This window comes from Isoptericola sp. NPDC058082 (assembly GCF_042885055.1).
Classification (GTDB): domain Bacteria; phylum Actinomycetota; class Actinomycetes; order Actinomycetales; family Cellulomonadaceae; genus Isoptericola.
This window is the reverse complement of sequence record NZ_JBHVSQ010000002.1, coordinates 56,080-82,078: the sequence shown is the minus strand read 5'-3', so window position 1 is coordinate 82,078 and position 25,999 is coordinate 56,080. Positions and strand designations below refer to the sequence as shown.

Below are 25,999 nucleotides of genomic sequence, written 5' to 3'. Positions count from 1 at the left end.
CCATGAGCACCGAGACCTTGACCGAGACCGCCTCCCCGGCGATCGACACCTCGGCCGACCTGCTGCGCTTCGCGACCGCGGGCTCCGTCGACGACGGCAAGAGCACCCTCATCGGCCGCCTGCTGTTCGACTCCAAGACGATCTTCGAGGACCAGCTCGAGTCGGTGGAGCAGGTCAGCAAGGACCGCGGCAACGACTACACCGACCTGGCGCTGCTCACCGACGGCCTGCGGGCCGAGCGGGAGCAGGGCATCACGATCGACGTCGCGTACCGCTACTTCGCCACGCCCCGGCGCAAGTTCATCATCGCGGACACCCCTGGCCACATCCAGTACACGCGGAACATGGTCACCGGGGCGTCGACGGCGGACGTCGCGCTCATCCTCGTGGACGCGCGCAAGGGCGTCATCGAGCAGAGCCGGAGGCACACGTTCCTCGCGACGCTCCTGGGCGTGCCGCACATCGTGGTCTGCGTGAACAAGATGGACCTCGTGGACTACGCCGAGGAGGCCTTCGAGAGCATCCGCCGCGACTTCACGGACTTCGCCTCGCGCCTGCGCGTGCCGGACCTCACGTTCATCCCGATCTCGGCGCTCGTCGGCGACAACGTGGTGAACCGCAGCGAGAACATGCCCTGGTTCGACGGGCGCCCGCTGCTCAGCCACCTGGAGTCCCTGCACGTGGCGAGCGACCGCAACCTGCAGGACGTGCGGTTCCCGGTGCAGTACGTCATCCGGCCGCAGTCGCACGACGCACGCGACTACCGCGGGTACGCGGGCACCGTGGCCGGCGGGGTGCTGAAGAAGGGCGACAAGGTCCGGGTGCTGCCGTCCGGGCTCGAGACCACGATCGAGGGGATCGACACCGCCGACGGCCCGGTCGACGAGGCGTTCCCACCCATGTCCGTGACGGTGCGGCTGGCGGACGAGATCGACATCTCGCGGGGCGACATGATCTGCCGCCCGAACAACTCGCCCGCGGCGCTCCAGGACATCGACGCCCAGATCTGCTGGATGGACGAGTCGGCGCCGCTGGTGCAGGGCAAGAAGTACGCGATCAAGCACACCACCCGGTGGGCGCGCGCCGTGGTGAAGGACGTCAAGTACCGCGTCGACGTCAACACGCTGCACCGCGACGAGGACGCGACCGAGATCCGCCTCAACGAGATCGGCCGCATCCAGCTGCGCGTCACGCAGCCCCTGTTCGTCGACCCCTATCGCCAGAACCGGCGCACGGGCGCGTTCATCCTGGTCGACGAGGCCACGAACAAGACCGTGGCGGCGGGGATGGTCGGGACCCTTCCGCACACCGCCTGAGGACGAGGTGATCGACATGGCCGTGACCGCGACCGCTCCGCTGACGGCGGAGCACGCGACCGCGCCCAACACCTGGGTGCTGCCGGAGCACAAGGTCCTGTTCACGCACCTGGCGAAGAACGCGTGCACGAGCCTGAAGTGGCTCGTCGCGGAGCTCAGCGGACAGGATCCCGAGCAGTTCACCAGCGTGCTGAGCTGCGAGGCGACGCCGCGCATGATGATCCACCACCGTCGGCTCTGGCGCGGCGTGCGGTCGCTCAAGCAGCTCGAGCCGGCCGAGCGGGCGGAGATCTCCCCCGCCAACGGCTGGTTCGTCTTCGCGGTCGTGCGCGACCCGCGCCTGCGGGCGTTCTCGGCGTGGCAGTCCAAGTTCCTCGTGGGCGACCCCGTGTACACGGGGCGGAAGTTCGCCGGGGCCGAGTGGCTGCCGGACGCGCCGGGCTCCGTCGAGGACGTGGTCCGCGACTTCGCGCGGTTCGTCGAGGTGCTGCGCGACCCCCGCGGCCCGGTCCGCGACACGCACTTCGCGCCCCAGTCGACGCGGCTGCACGAGGACACGATCCCGTACTCGCGTCTCTACGACATCAGCGAGATCCCCACGCTGCTCGGTGACCTGAGCGCCCACCTCGACGAGGTCGGGCGCCCGCACGAGGTGTCCCTCGGCCGGGAGAACGACACCCCGCTCAAGGCGGCGTCCGAGGTGTTCGAGGGCGGCGTGCGCGAGGCGCTCGAGGAGATCTACGCGGCCGACGTCGACCGCTTCGGCGACCGGTGGGACTTCGACCCCGTGATGCAGGAGCCGGCGCGGTGGTCGGCGTCGGACTTCCGCGACATCGCCGCGCGCCGCAGCCTCGGGGAGCGGATCGCCACCCTGTACGGGATCGCGAAGGACGAGCGCGACGAGATCAAGGACCTGAAGCAGGAGCGGGCCGGGCTGGTCCGCGCCAACAGGGACCTGGAGCACAGCCTCGCGCAGGCGACGCGGACGCCGCTGAGGCGCGTCGCCTCCAGGGCGAAGCGCATGGTGACGCGCTCGGGCGACTAGCGGTGCCGGGGCGCCCGACGCGGGCCGGGGACGACCTAGACTGTCGTGGCCGCCGCGGTGTGTCCGCGGGTAGTCGTGGGGAGTATCGATGGCTCGACTGGAGCGCGGGTGCGACACGCCGTCGCGCCCCGACGCGTGCAGGCCTGCGCTCGTCGTCCGCGCGGCGCGGCCGCGGTGAGGCGAGGGGGGCTCCGTCGATGGGCCCGTCGAACGGCACGTGCTCTGCGCCCGGCATCGGTCGCGGGGTCGGGCATGCAGCGCCTCGAGGTGGGCCTCCGCGACGGTGACGTCGTCGTCGAGGGGACCCCGGTGCGTCCCGGCTGGAAGGTCGGCGAGCTGTCGGCGGTCTTCCGCGGCAGCGGGGTCGAGGTCCGGGTCCCGGCGAGCGGGCTCGAGACGTTCTCGGCGCGGCTGTCGCTGGACGAGCTGCGGCGCCGCTCCGTGCCCGGGGACGACGTCGCCGACCTGTGGTTGCACCCGGTGCCGACCGCGGCTGGCGCGGCCTCGCGCCGGGGCACCGCCGAGGCGACCGCCCCCGTCCGGCTCGGCAACTTCCGGTCGACGACGCGGGTCGACGTCGCGCGGTCGTCCGGAGCCGGCGCGGCCGACGACCGCCTGGCGGTGACCCAGAACGGCAACCTCAGCGTGCTCCTGGGAGGCGCCCCGGCGCGCAAGTTCCTCATCGACGTGGACGGGCTGCGCCTGGGCGCCGACGGCGTGGCCCTGCGGCTGCGGGTCCGCGGCGCCGATCGTGGTGCCCGTGCCGCCCGGCTGGTGGCGGCGTCCCGCGAGACGGGACGACGGTACGACTTCGACGTGCCCCTCGAGGAGATGCCCGACGAGTCCCGTCGTGACCGAGGGCGGTTCGTCCACCGTGGGGCCCTCGCGCTGCCGGTGTCCGCGCTCGTGACCCGTCTCGACGCGCGGGACGAGACGCTGGACCTCAGCGTCGAGGTCGAGGACCCGGAGGGCCGTGTCCAGGCCCGCCGCATCGGGACCAGGGCGCAGCCGGTCGTGCTCCGGCCAGGCCGAGCCGTCGTCGGGGGCGTCGTCACGCAGCTGCTTCCCTACGAGACCTTCCGCGGGTCCAACGTGTCCGTGCGGGTCGAGCGCACGTCGCCGGAGGCCGACGCGTACCTGCGGCGATGGACCCGCCTCGCCTGGATCCTTCCGCTGGTCCGCCCGTTCCTCGGGATCTGGCTGATCGGGGAGCTGCCGTACAAGGCGCAGGACAACGGCTACCACCTCTTCCGGTGGCTCCGGGAGCACGAGCCGCGGCGACGCGCCTACTACGTCGTCGCCGAGGACGCGCCCGACCGTGCCAGGCTCGACGGCCTCGGCAACGTCGTGCTCCACGGCTCGCGCGAGCACGTCCGCGTGGCGTTCCTGGCCTCGCGGATCGCCGGGACGCACCACGCCGAGTACCTCCTGCCGTCGCGGCACCCGGCCGTCGTCGCCCGGGTGCGGGCCGTGCGCGTCTTCCTGCGCCACGGGATCTCCGGCACGAAGAACATGACGGCCAACTACGGGCGCTTCGCCCCGGGCTTCGCCACCGACCGGTTCCACGTCAGCTCGGACCGGGAGCGACGCGTCGCCGTCGACGCGTTCGGGTACCGGCCCGCCCAGGTGCGGGTGACGGGGCTGCCGCGGTTCGACCACCTGCTCGCACCGCTCGACCGGGACCCGGAGGGCCTGCTCGTCATCCCGACCTGGCGAGAGTGGCTGGGCAACCGCGACCGGTTCCTGGACAGCGAGTACCGCGCGCGGTGGCAGGAGTTCCTCGGCCACCCGCGCCTCGCGCGGGCGATGCGCGACGGCCTCCGCGTGACGTTCATCCTCCACCCGAACATGCGGCACTACGTCGACCTGTTCGACGTGGAGGGGGTCCGCGTGCTCCAGCAGGGGGAGGTCGACGTGCAGACGCTCCTGCGGGAGCACGCCGGCCTCGTCACCGACTACTCGTCCGTGGCCTTCGACTTCGCGCTGCAGCGGCGACCGGTCCTCTACTTCCAGTTCGACCAGGCACGGTTCTTCGGGGACCAGGGGTCGTTCCTCGACCTGGACGCGGACCTCCCGGGGACGATCGTCACCGACGTCGACCGGCTGGTCGAGGAGGTCGAGACGACGGCTGCCGACGGTTTCGCGATGCCGGAGGAGCACTGGGCCCGCGCGCAGCGGTCGGTTCGATACCACGACCGCCACAACTGCGAGCGGGCGGCCGAGTCCGTGCGCACGGCGGGCGGCCCCAGGGTCCTGTGGTGGCGGTGGACGGACCGGCGACGGTCCGACCGGAAGGCCCCGGGGAACGGGGGAGCGTCGTGAGACGATCCGGACCGGAGGACGCCCCGACGCCCTCCGGCTCTGGTAGAAAAGGGCCGGACCTCCCCTTCTCCGGACCACGATTCCTAGTGAGCGGCTGGTGAACGACGTGCATGTGAGCGACGTGGATGCGCCGCGGCCGGACCTCGCCATCGTCTTCGTCGTCGGCGAGGGCCGGGCAGGGAGCCTCGGGCCTGCACTGGCCCAGCTCCGGAAGCTGCCCCGCTTCCGCCGCGCCCCGATCGCGGTCGTGCACGACCCCGGCATGGACGTCGGGGCGGTGCTCGCTCGCCACAAGGTCTCCGGGGTGGAGGCGGCGTCGAGCCTGAGCAAGGACCGGAACGACGCCGCGTGCGACTGGTTGCTGGCCTCCGGCGCCCGCTACGGCACCATCGCGACCCTTCTGCGGCCCGCCAGGCTCGACGAGTGGACCCGACACCTGTGGCACGAGGTCAAACGGCTGGACAAGCTCCCGCTCACCAGCCCGACGCCCCTCCTGCTCTGGACGGATCACGGGACGAAGCTGAGCGTGGCCCGCTACGTCCACCGGATGCTCGCCGAGCACGACGTGGAGCGGGGGTCGCTGCTCGCCGACTTCCTGGGGCGCCTCGCGCTGTCCGCGGCGACACCGTGGCTCGAGGCGGTGGACCCGGCAGGAGGGGACATCGAGATCCTGGCATTCCTCTCCGTCGCGTTCGTCCCGGAGATGTCCGAGCCGCCGTGGCGGTATCGCCTCGCGCTGACCGGCCCGTCGGGCGACGTCGCCCGTTCGGGCCCGGTGCCGCTGACCCCGCGCGTCGGCAACCGCGGCGAGGCCCAGTGGGCGGGCCTGGGGACCCGCCTCCCGCTCGTCGGCACGGGGAGCGGCCACCGGCGCTTCGTCCTCGAGCTCGACACCGAGGTGCCGGAGCTGCGGCTGCGCCGCAACCTGCGGCCGCGGGTGGGCGCGCTGATCAGCGCGCGGACGGTCGGGATGCATGTCGAGGCGGACGAGACCGCCGGAAGGTCGCGGCAGACCACCGTCAGGTACCTCCTGCACACGGTCGGCGACGGAACCGCGGCCTTCCTCACCACCCAGGAGGGCGCGGGGCTCGGGGCGCGTCTGCGGTGGGCCGGCACGCTGCTCAAGAAGGACGCGGGATTCATCGCCAGGGGGCCCGGAGCCCGTCGGATGCGGCTGCTCCGCCTGCTCAGGCTCGTGACCCGACCGTTCTTCGCCGGTCGCGAGATCTGGTTGATCGGCGAGCGGAAGGACACCGCGCAGGACAACGGCATCCACCTGTTCCGGCACATCCGTGAGTCGGATCCTCGGCGCCGGGCCTACTACGTCATCGATCGTTCGAGCCCCCAGTACGACCGGGTGGCCCCGTACGGACACGTCGTCGCCCACTCGTCGTGGCGGCATCAGCTGCTCCTGCTGCACGCCACCGTCCTGGCCAACGCCTACATGATCGGCTACCTGGTGCCGGACGGGTGGGACGTACGGGACTACACGCGGCACATCGTCTGGCGGGTCGGGGCGCTGCGCGTGTATCTCAAGCACGGCGTCCACCTCAGCCCCTACGCCGTGAAGCGTGGCACGACGGGTTACGACATCTGCCTGACGGTGACGCCACGGGAGACCGAGGCGTTGCGTGCCGCGTCGGGGTACGACCGGCAGCTCGTCGAGGCCGGGATGCCTCGGTACGACGCCCTGACGCCGACCCCGCCCAGCCGGACCATCCTCTTCATGCCGACCTGGCGGAACTATCTCGCGACGACCGCGCTCAAGGGGTCGCAGGACGGCGAGGTCCCCTACGAGGGATCGACCTACCAGCGGTTCATGTCGGGTCTCCTGGAGAGCCGGCGTCTGCACGAGATGCTCGAGAGGTACGACTACAGGCTGACCTTCCTGCCCCACTACAACATGGCGTCCCGGTTCGAGGGGGCGACCGTGGCGGGAGACCGCATCGAGATCGCCGACACGAACGCCGTCTCGTTCCAGGACCTGATCCGAGGGTGCGACGCGTTCGTCACGGACTATTCCTCGGTGCAGTTCGACGTGGCGTACCTGGGGACTCCGATCGTGTACGCGCGCTTCGACGAGGACGAGTTCGAGAGCAAGCATTCGTCGCCGACGTGGTTCGACTACGAGCGGGACGGGTTCGGCCCGGTCGTGCACACCCTCGACGAGACGCTCGACGCCGTGCAGGACCTGCTCGAGCGCGACTGCCGGCCCGACCCCTTCTACCAGAAGCGCATCGACGCGGCGTTCCCGGTACGGGACCAGCGGAACTGCGCGCGGACCGTGGCGGCGATCGAGGAACGCATCCCCGCGCGGCCGCGATGACCACGAGGGGCCGCGCCCCCGTCGGGTGCGTGGCCCCCGTGTCCGCTCAGCACCACCAGCAGAAGTCCCTGTCGACCGAGTTCGAGGAGCAATCGTGCCCCAGCTCTCGAGGACGAACGTCCTCACGTCTCTCACCGCGCTCGCCGGGGTGGTCGCCGCCGTCGGTTTCGCGATCTCCAGCACGGAGGTGGGCGGTGCCGCGCTCGGCGTGGCCGTCGTCCTCCTGGCGGGGCTGGTGCACAGTGTCGGCCGCACCCTGGCCACCCGGATCGACGAGGGCACCGACCGGCTGACGGCCAAGGCCGACCTCGTCCTGGCGGGGCAGAAGAAGAGCGACCGGGCCGCTGCCGCGCACGCCGAGCACGCCGACGCGATGGCGCGGCGCATCGTCGCCGACGTCGGCGCCGCCCGCCTGGAGGCCGCCGAGCGAGGGCACGACGGCGTCCGCTGACCTACGAGGGGGCGGTCAGGCCGGAGGAGGGGGCCGTGGCGCCCAGGGCCTCGACGAACCGCTGCCCGGAACCGTCGAACCGGTCGTGCGCCCACTGCCATCCGCGCCGTGACCGGTCGCGGAAGGCGGCCTCGTCCGCCCGCAGCCGACCGGCGAGGCCGGCCACCTCGTCCGGTGCGCAGGTCAGCACGGCGTCTCCGAAGAACGGCGCGAGCTCCGGCGCGACGACGGCCACGCACCCTTCGGCCAGCGCCTCCTCCACCGTGCGCACCGCTCCGGTCGTCGCCGACCGGGGGAAGGCGACGACGACGTCGAGCTGGTGCAGGAACTGGCGGGCGGCGACCTCGCCCGTCTCGTAGACGAGCCAGTCGGTGGGGATCCCGCCGAGGGCGCCGTCCAGGACGCGGCGACAGCCGACGAGCCGGACGTCGACCGAGCCGTCGACCGGGAAGACACGCCGCAGACGCTCGGCCCCGTCGGTCGTCGTCGGCTCCTCGCCGCCGAAGACCCAGCCGACGACGGGCCGGTCGCTCCGGAAGCGCCGGGGCTGCCTGCCGGGTCCCGACGGCACGTCGAGGACGCGCGGGAGGTCGTCCAGGGTGATCCACTCCGGGGCGACCTGGAAGAGCGCCTCGGCGTTCCGGTCGCAGTCCTCGGCGACCCAGCGCACGCCGGAGCCCTCGCGGGCGCCGCCTCCCGCGTCCGAGACGATCACGACACGGTCCGTGGTCAGCGACACGGGGCGAGACGTGGGGAACTCGAGCACGTCGGGCTGACGCACGACGATCGTGGGGATGTGGTCGGACTCCTCGAGCGACGCGAACGTGAGCGTGCGGTCGGCGAGCGCACCGCGCACGGTCAGGGACAGCGGGGCTCGGCGCGGCGCGTCGCTGAACGCGCTGCGCACGTGGAGGAGACCGACACGCAGCCCGGTGCGCGCGAGCGCCTCCATCTCGGCGACCGCGGACCGCTGGGTGGCGCCGTCCATCGTCCAGTCGGCGACGAAGGCGACGTCGATCGGCTGCACGGGGAGCCCGATGTCGCGCAGGAACGGTCGAGGGGCGGTCAACGGGCGCTGCGTCACGTCAGCGGGGATCCGAGGGCTGGCACCGGCCTCGATCTGCCGGTGCCAGTGGATCATCGCGGCGCGGTACTCCATGCGGGACGGATGCATCCAGCCGGGCCGGACGTCGTTGCGGGAGAGCGAGTCCGCCTGGAGGCGCACGACGGCCAGCGGCTCGCGCAGCTCCAGCCGGCGGCCGGGGAACACGGCCTCCAGCCGCCGGTCGAACTCGGTGTCGGCACTCTTGCGGACCCAGTCGAAACGGCCGACCGTGTCGAGGACCGACCGGCGGAACAGGTGGGACGACGCGTTGGCGTGGACCGGGCTGTTGCCCAGGTGCTGGAAGACGAGGTCGTCGCCGCACCGCAGCGAGAGGCTGAGCGTCCGCACGAGGGTCGGGTCCTCGAGAAGGGGGCGGACCTGCCGCTCGAGCCGTTCGGGATGCGACCAGTCGTCGGTGTCCTGGAAGGTGACGAAGTCCCCGCGCGCCTCCTCCAGCGCGCGGTTGCGTGCCGCGTAGGTGCCCCTGTTGACGGGTTGACGCAGCACCCGCACCCGCGGGTCGAGACCCTCGAGCTGCGCGAAGACGTCCTCGAACTCGTCTCCGGAGGCGTCGTCGACGACGAGCAGCTCCCAGTCCTGCCACGTCTGCTGCACGACGGACCGCACCGCCGTGACGGACTCCGGTCCGGGCCGGTAGGCCGGCATCACCACGGTGATCAGCGGGCCCGGGCCCGCGGTCCGGGTCGTTCCGGGCTGCAGGCGGTCGAAGGGGGTGGCGCCCCGTGGCGCCAGTCCCACGGGGGCGACCCCGTAGGTCCGCAGGCACGCGTTGAGGGTGTCGAGCCACGAGTCCGACCCGACGCCGTGGTCCATCCCCTCGAGGTCGAGCTTGAGGAACGCTCGCGTCCCGGGCTCGAGCGACCTCAGCAGGGCGGCGTCGCGCCGGAGGCGGTCGCGGTCGCCGTGGGCCCACAGGAGCTGGGCGAACGCACGGCGGTCGGGGACGGACCAGCGGCCGACGGGGGCGCACCGCCGCGCGGCGGCGAAGAGCGCGAGCGCGTGCGGCACGTCGTCCTCGGCCCCCTGCTGGTGCCCGACCATCCGGGCGAGCGAGCAGAGCAGCTCTGCGGTCCGCGTGGTCCTCGCGTCGAGGAGGTCGGACGACGAGGGCTCGAGGGCCGCCGCGACGACCGTGGCGTAGTCGGCGTCCGGGGCGATCATCCGCGCGACGATCTCGCGTGCGGTGACGGCCTGCATGTCGAGCGCCAAGGACGTGACCCGACCACCTGTGCCGCCGAGGCCCTCGGCGTGCCGCGCGGCGGCGAGCGCGACGTCGGGGTGGGTGACGAACGCCGTGGCGCTCACGACGCGCGGGCCTCCTCGATCACGGGGGTCAGGCGGCTGTCCAGGATCGGGGTCGCGGACTTCACGTACGTGCGGGAGAGGTGCGAACCCTGGCGGTAGGCGAGGACGTCACCGATCACCGGAGGGCAGACGTCGGTGCAGACCAGGTCGTTCATGCTGACGACGTCGACCGACGGCAGGAGGTCGGCCGCCGCGAGCATCGCCGGGGTGCCGCTCTTGTCGAGCCCGGCCTCCTTGGAGAAGGCACAGCTGGACAGGGAGTCCATGTACTCGGCGACGCACTTGTAGACCTCGCCGTCGCCCGCGGGGAGGTCGACCGGATCGGGGTTGTCCGCGATGGCGATCACGTCGATCCCGGCGTCCTCGATCGTCTTCCAGGTGGACTCGAGCGAGTCGACCATCGCCTCCTGCGTCCGCTCGCCCGAGCTGTCGTAGGAGTAGCTCGTGGTCTGCGAGACCATGATGGCGTCGGGCTTCTCGTCGAGCACCATCTGGAGCAGCGCCTCGTTGTACTGCGTGCAGCTCACGTAGGGGTCGCCCTGCCCGTCGTTGATCTGCGCGCTCGAGAAGCCGCAGGCGCTCTTGGTGGCGACGTCGAGCTTCCACCCGTGGTCCTTGGCGATCGGGTCGAGCGCGTCGATCCACTGGAGGGCCTTGGAGTCGCCGAGGAGCATGAGGTGCGTGTCGCCCTCCCGGTCGCCGTAGGCGCAGGGCTTCGGCACCGCCACCTTCTGGTCCACCTGGCAGCCGCGGTCGTACGCGTCCGGCTTGTCGGCCGCGGCGTCCTGGGGGAGCGGGGTGAAGCTCTCGACCGAGTCGGGGTTGGGGATCCCCGTGGCCTCGCCGTCCTTCATCTCGAGGCTCTGCGCGCCCTTGCCCTCGACGCTGGCGTTCGCGGGGGCGCTCGAGGGGGTGCTGCTCGTGAGGAGGAGCCCGGCGATCACGGTGAGGGCGGTGAGGTTGAGACCCACGGAGAGCGTCATCCGGGGGGACCAGCGCTCCTGGGCGATCCGCCGCATGGGGTTCTCGACGAGCTTGTACGACAGCCACGCGGGGATGACGGCGAGCACCACGATGAGCAGCCCGCGCTTCTGGCCGAGCTCGCCCCACACCCAGGTCGCGGCGATGAGCAGCGGCCAGTGCCACAGGTACAGCGAGTACGAGAGCCCGCCGAGCCACACCATGAGCTTGTTGCCGAGGAACCCGGGGGCCGAGCTGCTCGCCCCCGCGATGATCACGGCCGCGGTGCCGAGGACCGGGACGAGGGCCAGGGAGCCCGGCCAGACGGCGGTCTCGTCGAGGAGCAGCGCACCGGCGAGGATGGCGGCGATGCCGCCCCAGCCGAGGATCAGCGCGACCACGCGCGGCACGCGGGGCCAGATCGCGACGCCGACGGCCACGAGGCCGCCGATCCCGAGCTCCCACAGTCGGGTCGTGGTCACGAAGAACGCGTTCGCCGGGCTCGCGGTGGACATCACGATCGACCAGACGAACGACGGGACCACGATCAGGCACAGGCCGGCGGCCATCACGATCCGCGCGGGCCAGTGGAACCGTCGCGCCAGGAAGGCGACGACGACGAGCAGCAGCGGCCAGACGATGTAGAACTGCTCCTCGACGGACAGCGACCAGAAGTGCTGCACCGGCGAGACGCTGACACCCTCCGCCAGGTAGTCGACGGCGCGACCGGCGAGGCGCCAGTTCTCCACGTAGGCGGCCGCGGCGACGATGTCGCCGCCGAAGACCCGACGGTCGACGATGCTGCCCACGAAGAACACCAGGGCGGCGGTGACGGCCAGGACGAGCGCGGCGGCCGGCAGGAGGCGTCGTGCTCGACGGGCGTAGAAGCGGATCATGGACACGCGCCCGCTCCGCTCCAGCTCGCGCACGAGCTGGCCGGTGATGAGGAACCCGGAGATGACGAAGAAGACGTCCACGCCGATGAAGCCGCCGGGGATGAAGACGATCCCGGCGTGATAGAGCAGCACGCTGCCGATCGCGATCGCGCGGAGTCCTTCCACGTCGGGGCGGAAGCGCGTGGCGCGCGGAGCAGCGGAGGTCGCGGCGGAGGCCGCGACGTCCGGGACGGCGCGCGAGTCGACGGTCATACGGAGGCTTTCGTGCAGGGGACGGGCGGGCAGTCGAGGTTACTCATAGGTCAGCACCTCGGAGACATCGTTCTTGTAGCCGGCGCGGCGGAGGCGCGGCAGCTCGTCGAGCCAGTGCTCGATCGCCTGCCTCTCGTCCTCGCGGTGCACGTCGTCGACCAGGACGTGAGAGTCGGGGAGCAGCGCCCCGTGCAGGACGGGGAGCGCGGGGTACCGGGCGAGCGGACCGGTCGCCTCGGGCGGCCCGTCGACGACGAGCAGGTCGATCGGCCCGAGGGTCGCGGGTTCGACGTCGTACCACGGGAACTCGCCGCGAGGGGTCGGCGTCGTGACCAGCGGTGTATGACGGACCTCGGCCACCTCGGACAGGCCGTGCCGCTCCAGGGTGGATCGGGTCCGCCCGGCGAACTCGTCCAGGTGGTCGAGCGCGGTGACCCGCCCTCGGCCGTTCTGGCGCAGGGCCATGGCGATCCAGAAGGTGGAGGTGCCGCTCCCGCACTCGACGACGTGCTCCGGACGCCGACGCTCGATCTCGTCGACGAGCCAGAGGAGCGCGGTGGGATCGAGGGCCCACCCCCCGACGTCCGGCAGGGGACCGGAGACGTCGAACTTGGCCCGGAGCTGCCCGAGCGCCTGCATCTGGGTGAGCAGGGGCCCGGGCCGCGCGGCGTTGACGAGGTTCCGGACGGTCTCGACGCGTCTCCGCAGGTGCCGGAGGTCGGAGTCCAGGCCGTCGAGCCTGGCCGAGACCTTGTCCAGCGGTGGCGCGACACCGGCGTGCACCGTCGCCTCGAGGTCGGACTGCCACCGCGCGACCGACCTGTCGGTGCGGGCGACCTGCCGACGGATCTGCTCGGTCGCCGTCGACGTGGCCTGGTGCTGGCGCGCCAGGTCGTCGCGGAGCCCCCGAAGCAGGCGGTCGGCGGCGTGCGCGCGAGCGGCCGCCGCGCCGGCCCGTCGGTAGGTCAGCACACCGAGCACCGCGACCCCGCCGGCCAGCACGACGAGGACCGCCAGGGCGACGTCGAGGCTGCCCAGGAGGGCGGCGACGACGCCCACCACGGCTGCCACGGCGATCGCCGAGAGGGCCGCGAGGCTTCGGGGGCGCATGGAGCTCCTTCGACGTCAGGTGTGCGGCGCCGGTCCGGACCGGCCCTCGCCGGTCAGAGCCGGATGGCGTCGGGGTGCGTCGTCGCGCCCTTCGTGTCGAAGAAGCGCACCGACTTCTCTGCCAGTACATCGACATCGTAGGCGCTGTGGTTCTGCACCAGGATGACCAGGTCGGCCTCGAGGATCGCCGTGTCGAGGTCCTCGACCCGGTCCAGGACCTCACCGTTGACGTGCCACCGGGCCACGTGCGGGTCGTGGAACACCAGCTCCGCGCCCTGGGCCACCAGCGCCCGGGCGACCGCGACCGCGGGCGACTCACGCTGGTCGGCGATGTCCGGCTTGTACGTCACGCCCAGCACCAGCACCCGCGAGCCACGCATCGCCTTCGCGTCCTCGTTGAGGATGTCCTGCGCACGCCGCACCACGTAGGACGGCATGGTCGCGTTGATCTCCTGCGCCAGCTCGACGAACCGGAACGGGTAGCCCAGACGCGAGCGCACGTTGTGGCTCAGGTAGTTCGGGTCGATCGGGATGCAGTGCCCGCCCACCCCGGGACCCGGGTAGAACGCCTGGAACCCGAACGGCTTGGTCTTGGCCAGCCGGATCACGTCCCACAGGTCGATGCCCAGCTCGTGGCAGAACCGCGCCATCTCGTTCACCAGCGCGATGTTGATGTGCCGGTAGGTGTTCTCCAGCAGCTTCGCCGTCTCGGCCTCGCGCGCGCCCTTGGCGACCACGACCGTGTCCACGAACCGCGAGTACAGCGCCGCAGCACGCTCGGTCGCCTCCGGGGTGAGCCCGCCCACGACCTTCGGCGTGTTCTTCATCCCGTACGTCGGGTTGCCCGGGTCGATCCGCTCGGGCGAGAACGCCAGGTGGAAGTCCTCACCGCACCGCAGGCCACCCTCCTCGAGGATCGGCTTGAGGACCTCCTCGGTGGTGCCCGGGTACGTCGTCGACTCCAGCACCACGACCATGCCCGGCTCGAGCACACCGGCCACCGTGCGGGTCGCCGCGATCACCGCACCCAGGTCGGGCCCACCGTCCTGGCCCAGCGGCGTCGGCACGCAGATCACCACGGCGGCCGCACCACGGATGTCCTCCACGTCGGCAGTCGCACGGAAACCCGCCTCGACCATCGAGGCCACGTCCGCGTCCGAGATGTCGTCCACGTGGGAACGACCCTCGTTGAGGGCATCCACGACCGGCGTCGTCACATCGAAACCACGCACCTGCAGGCCGGCGCGCACGGCCTCACGCGCCAACGGCAGTCCGACATAACCAAGGCCGATCACGGCAAGGTCGAGAGGCATGGGGCCCAGGTCCTTTCGATCTGTGGTCGAGCCCGGGAGGAAGCATCCTCGAACGGGACCAGGCCACGGCGATGTGTGGGTCAGCCGGGGGACCGCAGAGCGGAGCTCCGGTGAACGCCGTCTGAACGGCTGAAGGTCGAAGGAGAGGATACCCGCCTTCGAGGGGGCGCCGTGTACCACCCGTCCGGCCCGGTCCGCCCGGAAACATCGCCAAGCGGACGAACTGCTCGTGGTCGGCGAGACCATGGACGGGACGTGGCGTGGAGACGTCCGGGACGTGTCGTGAAGGCCCGGCCCCGCCGCGCCCGCGGACGGGCCCGACCGCGCCTGTCACCGGTCGTCGGGCTATCCTCCGAGGCGGTCCCCGCGAGACCGTGCGCCGGCCCGTCGAGCCGCCACGTCTCGAGCTGCCACGTCGGGACCGACCCGACCCTGGAGCGCTGCGTGACCACCCTGTCCCCGCCCGTTCCCGCCGGCTCGACGGCGGGCACGTCGACGCGCACCGAGGTCCGCACCGACGTGCAGGGGCTGCGCGCGCTGGCGGTGAGCGCGGTGCTGGTCTACCACCTGCTGCCGGGCACGGTGACGGGCGGCTACGTGGGGGTGGACGTCTTCTTCGTCATCTCGGGCTTCCTCATCACGTCGCACCTGCTGCGCCGCCCGGTGCGCGGGGTGGGTGACCTGCTGGAGTTCTGGGCGCGGCGGGTGCGCCGCCTCATCCCCGCGGCGACCGTGGTGCTGGTGACCACGCTGGCCGCGACGCTGCTGTGGCTGCCCTCGACGGTGCACGCCCGCGTGGCGCGGGAGGTCGCGGCCGCGGCGCTGTACGTGGAGAACTGGGCGCTGGCGCGGTCGGCGACGGACTACCTGGCCGCCGAGGAGCTGGCGTCCCCGGTGCAGCACTACTGGTCGCTGTCCGTGGAGGAGCAGTTCTACGTGCTGTGGCCGGTCCTGGTGGGGCTGACGGCGTGGCTCGCGGTACGCCTGCGCCGGCGCGGCAGGGGGCTCGCGGCGTGGCTGCCGACGGCGGTCGTCGGGCTGGTCGTCGTCGTGTCGCTCGCCTGGTCGGTGCACCTGACGGCGACCGACCCGGCCGCGGCGTACTTCGTCACGACGACCCGGCTGTGGGAGCTCGCGCTGGGCGGGCTCGTCGCGGCGGCGGTGACCGTGCGGCCGTGGCGGTGGTCGGCACCGGTCCGGGCGGCGACCGCGTGGACGGGGCTGGCCGCCGTCGTGGCGGCGGTGGTCCTCTTCGACGGGACGACGCCGTTCCCCGGCGTCGCGGCCGCCCTGCCGACGGTGGGCACGGCCCTCGTGATCGCGGCGGCGGCCGACGGCGCCCGCGGCGGGCCCGGCGGCCTGCTCGCGCTGCGTCCGGTGCAGTGGCTGGGCGACGTCTCGTACAGCGTGTACCTGTGGCACTGGCCGCTGATCGTCGTCGTGCCCTACGCGCTCGGCCGCGCGCTGGGCGGCGTCGAGCTGGTGGCCGTCGTCGTGGCGTCGCTCGTGCTGGCCGCCCTGACCAAGCGGTGGGTCGAGGACCCGCTGCGCCGCCAGCAGGTGCTGGTCCGTCGGCGCGCCGCGACGTTCGGGCTGCTCGCGGTGTGCGTCGGCGTCTCCGCGGTCTGGGGCGTCTCGGCGGCGTCGGCCGCCGACGAGCGCACCCGTGAGGCGGTCGCCTCCGCCCCGGCGCGGGTCGCGGACGCCGGTGCGTGCGCGGGGGCGGGCGCCGTGCGCGACCCGTCCTGCGACGTCCGGGGCCTGCTCACGCCGCCGGAGGCGGCCGCGCAGGACAAGCCGGCCGTCTATGCCGACGGCTGCTGGAACGACCCGCCGTTCACGACCCGCCACAGCTGCACGTACGGCTCCGACGACGCCCCCGTGCGGGTCGCGCTGCTCGGCAACTCGCACGCGGGCCACTGGGCCCCCGCCCTGGAGGCGGGGGAGGACGCGGGGGACTGGCAGGTCGACACGTACCTGCAGTCGTCGTGCTACCCGGTCGAGCAGCTCCTGGAGTACGACGCCGCCGCGGACGCGCAGGGCTGCCTCGACACGACACGGTGGGCGGTCGACTCCGTCGTCTCGGGCGGCTACGACCTGGTGGTCATGTCGGCGCGGACCAACCAGCTCCTGGCGGACGTCCCGGAGGGCGAGCAGGCGGACGCCGCCCAGGACGCCTACGCCGCGACGCTGGCCACGTTCACCGACGCCGGCATCCCGGTGCTCGTGCTGCGGGACACCCCCGCGATGCCGGACAGCGTCCCCGACTGCCTCGCCACCGGGCCCGTCTCCTGGGACGACTGCGGGGCGCCGCCGTCGCAGGCGCTCGAGCCGGACCCCCTCGCCGCGGCCGGGCGCGCCGACGGCTCCGGGCTGGTCACGGTCCGCGAGGTCACCGACCTCATGTGCGACGACGAGGTCTGCCACCCCGTGGTCGGCGGCGTCGTCGCGTACTTCGACCACGGGCACCTCACCGCGACGTTCGCGCGCACGCTCGCCCCCGAGGTCACCGACGGCCTGCGGGCCGCCCTGCGGGCCAAGCCCTCCTCGTGAGGGGAGCCCCTCAGACCGGGCTCGCGACCGCCCGTGGCGACGACGGCACGCACCACCGGTCGCAGCCCGGGACGGTGCGCGGCCAGCTCTCCATGCCGTCGGGCTCCGAGCCCGCGGGGTAGAGCCACGCGGAGGGATGCGCTCCCCAGACGAGCCCGCGCGGCCGACCGGCCGCCTCGTCCTGGAGGACCCGCACGCGGGCGTCGAGCCACGCGGACCCCAGTGCGAGGTCGTGGTCGAGGTGGTACTGCTGCGGGTCGCCCGGGGCCGGCGTGATCTCGCCGAAGCGGATGCCGTCGGGAGTGTCGTAGAAGTCGAACCGGCCGAAGTCCGCCCCGGTGGCCAGGGAGAGGTGCCGTGCCGCCGCGAGGATCTCCGGCAGGCTGTCGGGGACGGGGATGTCCGGTCGGTACGTCACCCCGGGGAGGACCTCACCGAGGTCGGCGCCGGTGACCGGGTCGAGGTAGCGGCGTCCGGCGTCACGACGGCGGGGACCGGCAGGACGCATGAGCAGGACCTGCGCGGGCTGCCCGTAGAACGTGTAGACCTTGATGTCGTCGGGGACGGGCGACCCGCCGGAGGACGGCAGGAGCGCTTCGGCGAAGTACGGTCCGCGAATGCGGTCGCCGAAGGCGCGCAGCCGGTCCTTGATGTCGTCGCACGAGACCCGTTCGCCGGTGTCGATCCTGACGAGGGAGCCTCCCGTGCGGCGGATCGGGACGACGCCGCGCGCGCTGGCACCACCGTCCGCCTTCAGGACGAACTCGTCCGGCAGGGAGCCGAGGTCGATCTCGTCGATGGTGCCCCACGCCTGGAAGACCGGGGCGGTCGGGACCCCGTGGCTCCGGGTGAACGCGACGTTGTGCAGCTTGTACTCGGTGCGTGCCATCGGGTGGTGGGCGTGGCCGCCGGTGTCCCGGAGCCGACCGTACAGCGACCGCTGCTGCGCCAGCAGCGCGCTGAACGTCGGCTCGGCGCCGCGCGAGATCCGGCGCTTCGCCGACCTGAGCGCGGCGAGACGCTCCCGGGACGTCGTGTCGTGGGCCACCGCCTTCTCGCGCTCACGCCGGACCTGAGCCCGCAGGCCGGCGACCTCCGCCTGGAGGTCGGCGACGCGCTCGCGCTGCTTGCGGAGGGATCGCGCACGCTTCCGTACCACGCCGGAGAGGCGGCGGATCTCGGCGTCGCGGCGCGCGACCGGGGGCAGGCCGGCGAACGCGCGGGCCACAGCAGCACGAGGGGAGGGCATGGCGGAGTTATGCCACAGGCGCCGACGGGAGGCAATCCCGGCACCCCCCGCCCGGTCGGCGCCGCGACGCGGGCGGCCGCTCAGCTGTCGGTGTGCCGGACGAGGACGTCCTGGACGTGGGTCCGCTTCGACCGCGGCACCAGGACCTGCTGGTCGTAGTGGCCGACCGCGACGAACGAGATGAACACCTCGTTGTCGGGGACGTCGATGATCTTGCGGATCGCGGCGTCCTTCGCGCTCCCCATCGCGGTGTTGAGCGAGCAGGAGCCGAGGCCCACCTCGGTCAGGCCGAGGAGCAGCGACATCATGAACAGCCCGCCGTCGACGAACGGCTGGTTGCGCTCCGGGGCGAAGAGGAAGGCGTCGAGGTCCGCCGTGACCAGCAGCAGGCGGGGCGGCATCTCGTAGCCGTTGAACCCCCCCTGGATGTCCAGCACCGACCTGATGACGTCCGGGTCCTGGAACTGGTGCACGCGGGCGGCCTGGCGGTTGCACACCGAGGGCGACTGCATCGCGATCTGCACGGCCCGGGTGACGTCCCCGTCGGCGACGGGCTCGTCGGTGAACTCGCGCACGCTGCGCCGCCCGTAGACGACGTCGAGGAAGCCGCGCCGGTCGTCCGCCTCGAGGCGGATCTCGCGGGTCTGCTCGGCGGGCAGCACGCCGCCCTCCTGGTGCCGCGTCGCGTCGATGAGGTCCTGCGCCGCGCCGGAGAAGAGCTGGCGGAAGGCCGAGACGTCGGTCTTCAGCTCCGCGTGCCGCCCGAAGTAGGTCTTCATCACGGCCGCGGAGCTCTGCAGGTAGGGATCGTCGATGCTGAACCCGGACGCCAGCCAGGAGTTCATCTCCTTGGCGAGCCCCGGGACGGCGATCTTGCCGAAGCCCGCGCGGAAGTTGCTCCGGCTCAGACCCTTCTCGATCGCGTGCGCGTGGAAGATCATCCGCGCCCGGGCGCCGGAGATCCTGTCGGCCGAACGGGCGCGATCGTACGAACGCACCTGGCGTTCGTAGTCCGCCAGCGCCAACGCCCTGGCCTGCCCCGCGAACCCCTTGGCCGGCGGCCTGCCCGAGGACGTGCGTCGTGACGCGGCGGCGACCGCTGCGGGCACCTCGACCACCTCGATACCGCGTACCTCCGCGCCCGCGTTGCGGCCGGTGAAGTGCAGCCCGCCCAGCATGATCTCGGAGAAGCCCGGGTCGGAGACGGTGAACGTGACCGCGTCTCGGCGCGCCGTGCCCGAGCCCTGCTCGACGTTCACCTTGCCGACGGCGCGGAACTGGCCCGTCTCGGGGTTGCGGAGGTGGAGGTTGACGGCCGGCGCGTCGGTCCGAGGGGTCCAGTCGATCGTCAGCTGGTACGCCGATCCCGGCGTCAGCGGCTCCGGCAGGGCGGTCCAGGCATGATGGCCGACCGCCGCGCCGTCCCGCGCGACCTTCAGCCGAGTGCCGCGCGCCCGGTGCGAGACGCGCCAGGCCTTGCTGTTGGCCGCGAACGCGGGCTTGTCGAGGGCGAACCGCTGGAACGGGCGGATCGCGGCGGAGCCCCCGGTCTCGGGGTCCAGCGCGGTGCTCAGCCAGTCCAGCGACGAGGCCCGGCCGGACCCGATGTACTCGCGGGCCTTCGTGAAGTCGATCTCCCGGGTGACGTACTCGTTCTCGGCGATCGTCGCGGCGGTGTCGGTCTCCAGGACGCGACGCTGGTCGTCGAATCCCATCGCCGCCATGAGGTTCTTGAACCGGTCGGCGCCCCGCTTGGTGTTGTAGATCGACGAGAAGGGCTTCTCGAAGATCGCCGCGAAGGCCGAGCCGTGGTAGCTGTCGGTGACGACATAGCCGGCGTCGCGGTAGGCGCGCAGGAAGTTCTCCGGGGCGTCCTCGGCCAGGACCTCGACCCGCGGCTCGTCCGCGAACAGGGACGTCACCTTCTCGCGCCCCTCGTCGGGGTTGGGGATCACCAGGATCTTGTCGAAGCCCAGCTTGTCGGCGATCGCCCGGGCGACGGACACCTTCTCCGGGTGGGGGTCGAGGTAGAAGACCGCGAGGTACTCGCCCTCGGGAGCCACCGTCGCCCTGTCGGCGAGGCCGTCGTAGTGCTCCTTCGGCAGCAGGAACACGGGGTCGACGACGAGCGCCGCCTTCGCGCCGAAGACGTCCCGCGCGGTGTCGATCGCGTACTCCTCGCGCACCGAGATCGCGGTGAACTGCTGCAGGTTCGCGGCGTGCTTCGCGACGAACGGCACCTTGAACTTGTCGGTCCCGCGGTTGCCGAACGACGTGCCGTACGCCACCCGGTGGTTCTCCGGCGCGACGAAGTCCAGGAAGAGGTCGTCGTTCACCCGCCCGATCAGCGGGTTCCACAGCTGGTCGCTGCCGACGACGAAGGTGCGGGCGACGTCGTTCAGGCGCGGCAGCGCGGAGTAGTGCTCCTGGTCGGTGTGCTCGTAGCCGACGCGCCGGGCGAACTCCATGGAGACGATGTCCGTGGGCCAGTGCACCCGGTAGCCGTTGTAGCCGAGCGGCTCGTGGACCATGAGGACCGAGCGGCCGAGATTCTCGACGGCACGGTTCAGCCCGTAGTAGGTCAGGATCGAACCGTAGTTCTTGCCGTACCACCATCCGAGGATGGCGACGTCGTACGTCTTCGCCGGATCCGTCATGCGCTGTGTCCCTGCCTGCTCGTGACGCCCGCGTGGTGCCGGCATCGTGTCTTCACTCGTTCTCGTCGACACCGTGGGTGTCGAACGTCGCGCGCCACTCGTCGACCGAGGTGAACGACGGCATGGCCTGCCGGTACCGCCGGCTCAGCGGCGCCCACTGGCCGCGCAGCTGCCGGTGCAGCCGCAGGCTGCGGACCAGGTAGGCGCGGAACTTCTTCGGGTCACGGACGTACATCGAGGCGCCGGTGCCGTCGGCCGACGTGACGACCGCGGAGTCGAGGTGCGACAGGCGCCACCACCGGGCGGCGGAGGTCGAGACCCTCTCCTCGGGCACGTCGAGCGCCTCCGGGCGCACCGAGCGCAGCTGCTTGGCCATGCCGGTCAGAGCCGAGGCGACCGCGACCGGCCTCCCCGCGGGAGCCGACGGCACCCTGCCCCTGCGGGAGGGGCGGTGGCGCCTGGTGAGCGGGAAGGCGCCCGGGTCCTTCTCCACCACGGCATCGGGGAACTGCGCCCGCAGCGCCCGCACCTCGGGCAGCGTGGAGCCGATCGTCGCGTGCAGGTGCTCGGGACCGCGGAGCAGGTCCTCCAGGGCCCGCAGGCGCAGCTCGACGGCCGAGTACTGCAGCTGCAGCAGGTGCTTGACGTCGCCGACGAAGCTCGCCCGCGGCAGCTCGCCACCGCCGCGGTACGGCGAGTGCAGCATGGCCGCGAGCCACCGGTTGCGCTGGTGGTAGTAGGCCTGCCAGTCGATCGCGTCGTCCTTGTCGACCCACGGCACGTGCCAGACCGCCGCCCCGGGCAGGGAGACCGTCGGGATGCCCTTGTCGGTGGCGCGCAGGCTGTACTCGGCGTCGTCCCACTTGATGAACACGGGCAGCGACAGGCCCACCGTGCGCAGGGCCTCGACCGGGATCAGCGACATCCACCAGCCGTTGTAGTCGACGTCCACACGCTGGTGCAGCCACGGCGTCGTGCGCAGGGGGTGCAGCGAGAAGTCGTGACGGTCGAAGGTGTTCTCGATCTTGCCCCACCAGAACGTGTAGCGGTTGACCCGCTCGCCGAAGGTGTGCAGGCACGACTTCTCGTACATCGAGAACATGTGACCGCCGACGATCGTGGGCGTCCGGGCGAAGTCGCCGAAGGCGACCGCGCGGGCGATGCCCTCGGGCTCCGAGACGACGTCGTCGTCGAGCAGCAGCACGTAGTCGGACTCGCCGGCCTGCAGCGTCTCCGCCATGCCGCGCGAGAACCCGCCCGAGCCCCCCAGATTGCCCTGCCGCACGAGCGACAGGCGTCCGCCGAGCCGGGCCGCGGCCTCGGCGAAGTCGGGCTGGTCCTGGACGAGCCTCGTCCCCTGGTCGACCACGTAGATCCGGTCGACCACGTCCTTGAGGACGTCGTCCGCGCCGAGCGCGTGCAGCTGCGCGACGCAGTAGTCGGGGCGGTTGAACGTGGTGATCGCGATGGAGGCCGTGCCGTGCTTGCGCGCGTGCGCCCCGTCGACGCTCCATTCCGCGGACTCGAGGGTCACGGCGCCGTCGGAGGCGTACAGGTCGAACCAGTACCAGCCGCCGTCGCCGAAGGACGCGAGCGTCAGGTCGACGTCGACGACGCCGTCCACGCTGTGGATCAGTCGCACCCGCTGCGGGTTCCCCCGCGCGTTCGACTTGTACACCGCGACGCTCGCGGCGCCCGAGAGCCGGATGCTGAGCCGCACCTCGGCGACGTCGGTCCAGCGCCGCCAGTACCCGGCGGGGAACGCGCCGAAGTACGTGCCGAACGACGCCTCACGGCCGTGGTCGAGACGCAGCGACCGGCGACCCAGGACCTCGGCTCCTGCCTCGGCGGGGGCGACGTCCGGGTGCGCCTCCTCGGCCGCACGCGCCATCGTGAAGTCCACGTACAGCGGGAGCGTGTCCGGATCGGCGTCCGGCGGCAGCACCACCTGGTGCACGACGCGGCGTGACACCGCGGCCTCCGCGGCCGCCTCGAGCTCTTCCACGAGAGTCATGCCGCACCCCCGAACACCGCGCCGAGCTTGTTGTCGACCATGGAGAGGGCGGAACCGATCGCCATGTGCATGTCGAGATATTGGTAAGTACCCAGCCGACCGCCGAAGAACACGTCCTTCTCGCCTTCCATGAGCTTGCGGTACAACTGCAGCCGATCGCGGTCGGCCCAGGTGTTGACCGGGTAGTACGGCTCGTCCCCGCGTTCGGCGAAGCGGGAGTATTCCCGCACGATCACGGTCTTCTCGCGCTGATAGTCGCGTTCGGGGTGGAAATGGCGGAACTCGAGGATGCGCGTGTACGGCACGTCCAGGTCGGCGTAGTTCATGACCGGGGCGCCCTGGAAGTCGCCGACGGGCAGCACCTCCTGCTCGAAGTCCAGGGTGCGCCACGACAGCTCGCCCTCGGAGAACTCGAAGTAGCGGTCGACGGGGCCGGTGTAGACGACGGGCAGCTGTCCGACGGTCGCGGTCCTGTTGACCGGCTGCTCCTCGTCGAAGAAGTCGGTCTCGAGCCGGACCTCGATGCGCGGGTGGTCGGCCAGCCGCTCGAGCCAGGCGGTGTAGCCGTCCACCGGCAGTCCCTCGTACGTGTCGTTGAAGTAGCGGTTGTCGTACGTGTAGCGCACGGGGAGCCGCTTGATGATCGACGCGGGGAGGTCCGTGGGGTCGGTCTGCCACTGCTTGGCCGTGTAGTCGCGGATGAACGCCTCGTAGAGGGGCCGGCCGATGAGCGACACGCCCTGCTCGTCGAGGTTCTCGGGGTCCTTGCCGGAGAGCTCGCCCGCCTGCTCGGCGATGAGCTCCCGGGCCGCGTCCGGGCCGTGCGCCGACCGGAAGAACTGGTTGATCGTGCCCAGGTTGATCGGCATCGGGAACACCTCGCCCCGGTGCGTGGTGTACACGCGGTGCACGTAGCTGGTGAACGCCGTAAAGCGGTTCACGTACTCCCACACCCGTTCGTTCGAGGTGTGGAAAAGGTGCGCGCCGTACTGGTGGACCTCGATACCGGTCTCGGGCTCCGGCGCGCTGTACGCGTTGCCCCCGACGTGGTGGCGCCTGTCGATGACGAGAACGTTCGCGCCGTACTGCTCGGCGAGCCTCTCGGCGACGGTCAGGCCGAAGAACCCCGAGCCCACCACGACAACGTCCGTCATGCGACGACCTCCTCAAGAAGAACGACAGCGGTGCCGTGAACGTCCACGGCGGGAGCATGACCACCAGGCGCGTGCCGGGCTGGTCACGAGATTCGAGATTAGGGCCACCGGAGGCCGTCAAAGGCCCGAATTGAACGTTGTCTCCTGATGATCGGAAAGTGTTCATCCGGGCGTTACCCGGAGGTCAGGAAACTCCCGCGACGCCGACCCGGAGCACGTTCGGCGGGCTCCACGGGCCCGGGCGCTCTAACGTCACCTGGTGACGGTCGCAACGAGGCGACCGCACCTCTCGAAGGGGACACCATGAGCCTGCGCACCACCCATCGCGCGCGTCTGGTCGCCGTCGGCGCCGCCACGGCCCTCCTGATCGCGGGCGCCGGCAGCGCCGCCGTCGCCGCCGGCACCGCGGCCGAACCGCCGTCCACCCCGGTCCCGGTGGCCACCCCCGACGGCCAGACCTTCTCCTACGTCGTCAACGCCAAGCACGCGAACCCCGGCCAGACGCGTCTCGCGGAGCGGGCCGTCGAGGCGGCGGGCGGCGTCGTCGTCCAGTCGTGGCCGGAGATCGGCGTCGTGGTCGCGCACGCGGCGCGAGCGGGCTTCCGCGCCGACGTCGTCCGTCTCGCGCGCGGGCACGCCGTCGAGTCCGTCGGGGTCACCCGCACCGTCCCGGTGAGCGAGGGCACGCCCGCCGTCGCCGGCGAGGTGCCGGGGGCCAAGGGCGGGCCCTGGAAGTCGAAGGTCACCAAGAAGCCCGGCGCGGGCGCGGAGGACGGCACCGGCACGACGGCGGTCCCGGACCCGGGCGAGGCCACCCAGTGGGACATGGCGATGATCAAGGCCGACCAGGCGATCGAGATCAACCCGGGCTCGCCGGACGTGCTGGTGGGTGTCCTCGACTCCGGCATCGACGTCACGCACCCCGACCTCGCGACGCAGGTCGACACGGCGGCGTCGGTGAACTGCACGGCGGCGGGACGCCCGGACACGTCGGCCACCGGCTGGCTGCCCACGACGTCCGACCACGGCACGCACGTGGCCGGGACGATCGCGGCGGCCGACAACGGGCTGGGGATCGTGGGCGTCGCGCCGGGCGTGAAGATGGCGTCGGTGAAGGTCGTCAACGACGACGGCTTCATCTACCCCGAGTACGCCGTCTGCGGCTTCGTCTGGGCGGGCCTGCACGGCGTGGACGTCACCAACAACTCCTACTACATCGACCCGTTCGAGTTCTGGTGCGACGACCAGCCCGACCAGGCGGCGGCGAAGGAGGCCGTGCGCCGCGCGATCGACTTCTCCACCGACCGGGGCGCCGTGCACGCCGCGGCGGCCGGCAACTCGTCCACCGACCTGGCGAACAACACCCGCGACACCGCGAGCCCCAACGACTCCACCCCCGTGGCCCGCACCATCAACTCAGGCTGCGAGGACATCCCCACCGAGGCGGACGGCGTCGTGACGGTCTCGTCGGTGACCAGCACGGGGGCGCTGAGCTCCTTCTCCAACCGCGGCCTCGGCAAGATCGACGTCGCGGCGCCGGGCAGCGCCATCGTCTCGACCGAGCTGAACGGCACGTGGGACACCAAGAGCGGCACGTCCATGGCGTCGCCGCACGTCGCGGGCGTGCTCGCGCTCATGAAGTCGGCGCACCCGGGCTGGACGCCGGCCCAGCTCGAGCAGGCCGTGCGCGACCAGGCGGACGACCGTCCCTGCGGGACGACGGCCGTCGGGCCGGCGTGCGTCGGGACGCCGCAGGAGAACTCGTTCTTCGGCGACGGGATGGTCGACGCGCTCGACGCGGTGACGCTCGGCTGATCGATCACGACGGATCACGACGGAACACGAAGGGAGCCGAGGGCGGCCCGCAGCCTGCTGCGGGCCCCCCTCCGCCGTCCCCCCGGGACTCCCCCCGTTGGGCCCGGGGAAAAACGCCCTGACCCGGGATTACAC

Annotated in this window: 15 protein-coding genes; 7 read left to right on the top strand and 8 right to left on the bottom strand. The window is 72.1% G+C overall.

All coding sequences use genetic code 11. The features are described 5' to 3' along the window. Positions 1–2: 2 nt before the first annotated feature. The 5 genes from cysN to ACFVS0_RS03385 all read left to right on the top strand — a co-directional run bounded on the left by cysN (position 3) and on the right by ACFVS0_RS03385 (position 7,460). Positions 3–1,316: a sulfate adenylyltransferase subunit CysN gene (gene cysN, locus ACFVS0_RS03405; protein ID WP_430587167.1), complete on the top strand. Its 1,314-nt coding sequence runs from the start codon at positions 3–5 to the stop codon at positions 1,314–1,316. 16 nt (positions 1,317–1,332) lie between these two features. Next, positions 1,333–2,361 carry a sulfotransferase family 2 domain-containing protein gene (locus ACFVS0_RS03400; RefSeq protein ID WP_430586163.1) on the top strand — a complete coding sequence of 343 codons (1,029 nt, stop codon included), beginning with the start codon at positions 1,333–1,335 and terminating at the stop codon, positions 2,359–2,361. Between the two features lie 252 nt (positions 2,362–2,613). Then, positions 2,614–4,683: a CDP-glycerol glycerophosphotransferase family protein gene (locus ACFVS0_RS03395; RefSeq protein ID WP_430587166.1), complete on the top strand. Its 2,070-nt coding sequence runs from the start codon at positions 2,614–2,616 to the stop codon at positions 4,681–4,683. Positions 4,684–4,795: 112 nt separating this feature from the next. Continuing rightward, positions 4,796–7,009 (top strand): CDP-glycerol glycerophosphotransferase family protein, encoded by a 2,214-nt coding sequence (locus tag ACFVS0_RS03390; protein ID WP_430587165.1) that lies wholly within the window; start codon positions 4,796–4,798, stop codon positions 7,007–7,009. Positions 7,010–7,103: 94 nt separating this feature from the next. Continuing rightward, a complete protein-coding gene (locus ACFVS0_RS03385) occupies positions 7,104–7,460 on the top strand; it encodes a hypothetical protein (RefSeq protein ID WP_430564066.1) in 357 nt (118 codons plus the stop codon). Position 7,461: 1 nt separating this feature from the next. Here the strand turns inward: ACFVS0_RS03385 and ACFVS0_RS03380 are convergent, their stop codons facing one another. The 4 genes from ACFVS0_RS03380 to ACFVS0_RS03365 are packed head-to-tail and all read right to left on the bottom strand — an operon-like array spanning position 7,462 to position 14,422. Continuing rightward, complete coding sequence (locus ACFVS0_RS03380) at positions 7,462–9,891, bottom strand: glycosyltransferase family 2 protein (RefSeq protein WP_430587164.1); 2,430 nt, start codon at positions 9,889–9,891, stop codon at positions 7,462–7,464. Further along, positions 9,888–11,999 carry an acyltransferase family protein gene (locus ACFVS0_RS03375; protein ID WP_430548963.1) on the bottom strand — a complete coding sequence of 704 codons (2,112 nt, stop codon included), beginning with the start codon at positions 11,997–11,999 and terminating at the stop codon, positions 9,888–9,890. The genes ACFVS0_RS03380 and ACFVS0_RS03375 overlap by 4 nt, the downstream gene beginning before the upstream one ends. Before the next feature lie 39 nt (positions 12,000–12,038). Beyond that, positions 12,039–13,109, bottom strand: a complete 1,071-nt coding sequence (locus ACFVS0_RS03370) for a class I SAM-dependent methyltransferase (RefSeq protein WP_430587163.1) — start codon at positions 13,107–13,109, stop codon at positions 12,039–12,041. Between the two features lie 53 nt (positions 13,110–13,162). After that, positions 13,163–14,422, bottom strand: a complete 1,260-nt coding sequence (locus tag ACFVS0_RS03365; RefSeq protein ID WP_430548965.1) for a nucleotide sugar dehydrogenase — start codon at positions 14,420–14,422, stop codon at positions 13,163–13,165. 444 nt (positions 14,423–14,866) lie between these two features. Between ACFVS0_RS03365 and ACFVS0_RS03360 the strand changes: the two genes are divergently transcribed. Continuing rightward, complete coding sequence (locus tag ACFVS0_RS03360) at positions 14,867–16,975, top strand: acyltransferase family protein (protein WP_430587162.1); 2,109 nt, start codon at positions 14,867–14,869, stop codon at positions 16,973–16,975. Positions 16,976–16,985: 10 nt separating this feature from the next. Here the strand turns inward: ACFVS0_RS03360 and ACFVS0_RS03355 are convergent, their stop codons facing one another. The 4 genes from ACFVS0_RS03355 to glf form a co-directional block, all read right to left on the bottom strand. Continuing rightward, complete coding sequence (locus tag ACFVS0_RS03355; RefSeq protein WP_430587161.1) at positions 16,986–18,224, bottom strand: ATP-grasp fold amidoligase family protein; 1,239 nt, start codon at positions 18,222–18,224, stop codon at positions 16,986–16,988. Between the two features lie 80 nt (positions 18,225–18,304). Then, entirely contained in the window at positions 18,305–20,881 is a 2,577-nt protein-coding gene (locus ACFVS0_RS03350; protein ID WP_430587160.1) for a polysaccharide pyruvyl transferase family protein, read from the bottom strand. Between the two features lie 52 nt (positions 20,882–20,933). Continuing rightward, positions 20,934–22,895, bottom strand: a complete 1,962-nt coding sequence (locus ACFVS0_RS03345) for a glycosyltransferase (protein ID WP_430587159.1) — start codon at positions 22,893–22,895, stop codon at positions 20,934–20,936. Beyond that, positions 22,892–24,049, bottom strand: a complete 1,158-nt coding sequence (glf, locus tag ACFVS0_RS03340; protein ID WP_430587158.1) for a UDP-galactopyranose mutase — start codon at positions 24,047–24,049, stop codon at positions 22,892–22,894. Before glf ends, ACFVS0_RS03345 begins: the two co-directional genes overlap by 4 nt. A gap of 303 nt (positions 24,050–24,352) precedes the next feature. On the opposite strand from glf, the gene ACFVS0_RS03335 reads away from it, so the two are divergent. Continuing rightward, a complete protein-coding gene (locus tag ACFVS0_RS03335) occupies positions 24,353–25,864 on the top strand; it encodes a S8 family serine peptidase (protein WP_430587157.1) in 1,512 nt (503 codons plus the stop codon). Positions 25,865–25,999 lie beyond the last annotated feature (135 nt).

Excerpts from the sequence above, each read along its gene's own strand:
- cysN (WP_430587167.1), top strand. The coding sequence starts at position 3 with ATGAGCACCGAGACCTTGACCGAGACCGCCTCCCCGGCGATCGACACC.
- ACFVS0_RS03400 (WP_430586163.1), top strand. The coding sequence starts at position 1,333 with ATGGCCGTGACCGCGACCGCTCCGCTGACGGCGGAGCACGCGACCGCG.
- ACFVS0_RS03395 (WP_430587166.1), top strand. The coding sequence starts at position 2,614 with ATGCAGCGCCTCGAGGTGGGCCTCCGCGACGGTGACGTCGTCGTCGAG.
- ACFVS0_RS03375 (WP_430548963.1), bottom strand. The coding sequence starts at position 11,999 with ATGACCGTCGACTCGCGCGCCGTCCCGGACGTCGCGGCCTCCGCCGCG.
- ACFVS0_RS03370 (WP_430587163.1), bottom strand. The coding sequence starts at position 13,109 with ATGCGCCCCCGAAGCCTCGCGGCCCTCTCGGCGATCGCCGTGGCAGCC.
- ACFVS0_RS03365 (WP_430548965.1), bottom strand. The coding sequence starts at position 14,422 with ATGCCTCTCGACCTTGCCGTGATCGGCCTTGGTTATGTCGGACTGCCG.
- ACFVS0_RS03355 (WP_430587161.1), bottom strand. The coding sequence starts at position 18,224 with ATGCCCTCCCCTCGTGCTGCTGTGGCCCGCGCGTTCGCCGGCCTGCCC.
- ACFVS0_RS03350 (WP_430587160.1), bottom strand. The coding sequence starts at position 20,881 with ATGACGGATCCGGCGAAGACGTACGACGTCGCCATCCTCGGATGGTGG.
- ACFVS0_RS03345 (WP_430587159.1), bottom strand. The coding sequence starts at position 22,895 with ATGACTCTCGTGGAAGAGCTCGAGGCGGCCGCGGAGGCCGCGGTGTCA.
- glf (WP_430587158.1), bottom strand. The coding sequence starts at position 24,049 with ATGACGGACGTTGTCGTGGTGGGCTCGGGGTTCTTCGGCCTGACCGTC.
- ACFVS0_RS03335 (WP_430587157.1), top strand. The coding sequence starts at position 24,353 with ATGAGCCTGCGCACCACCCATCGCGCGCGTCTGGTCGCCGTCGGCGCC.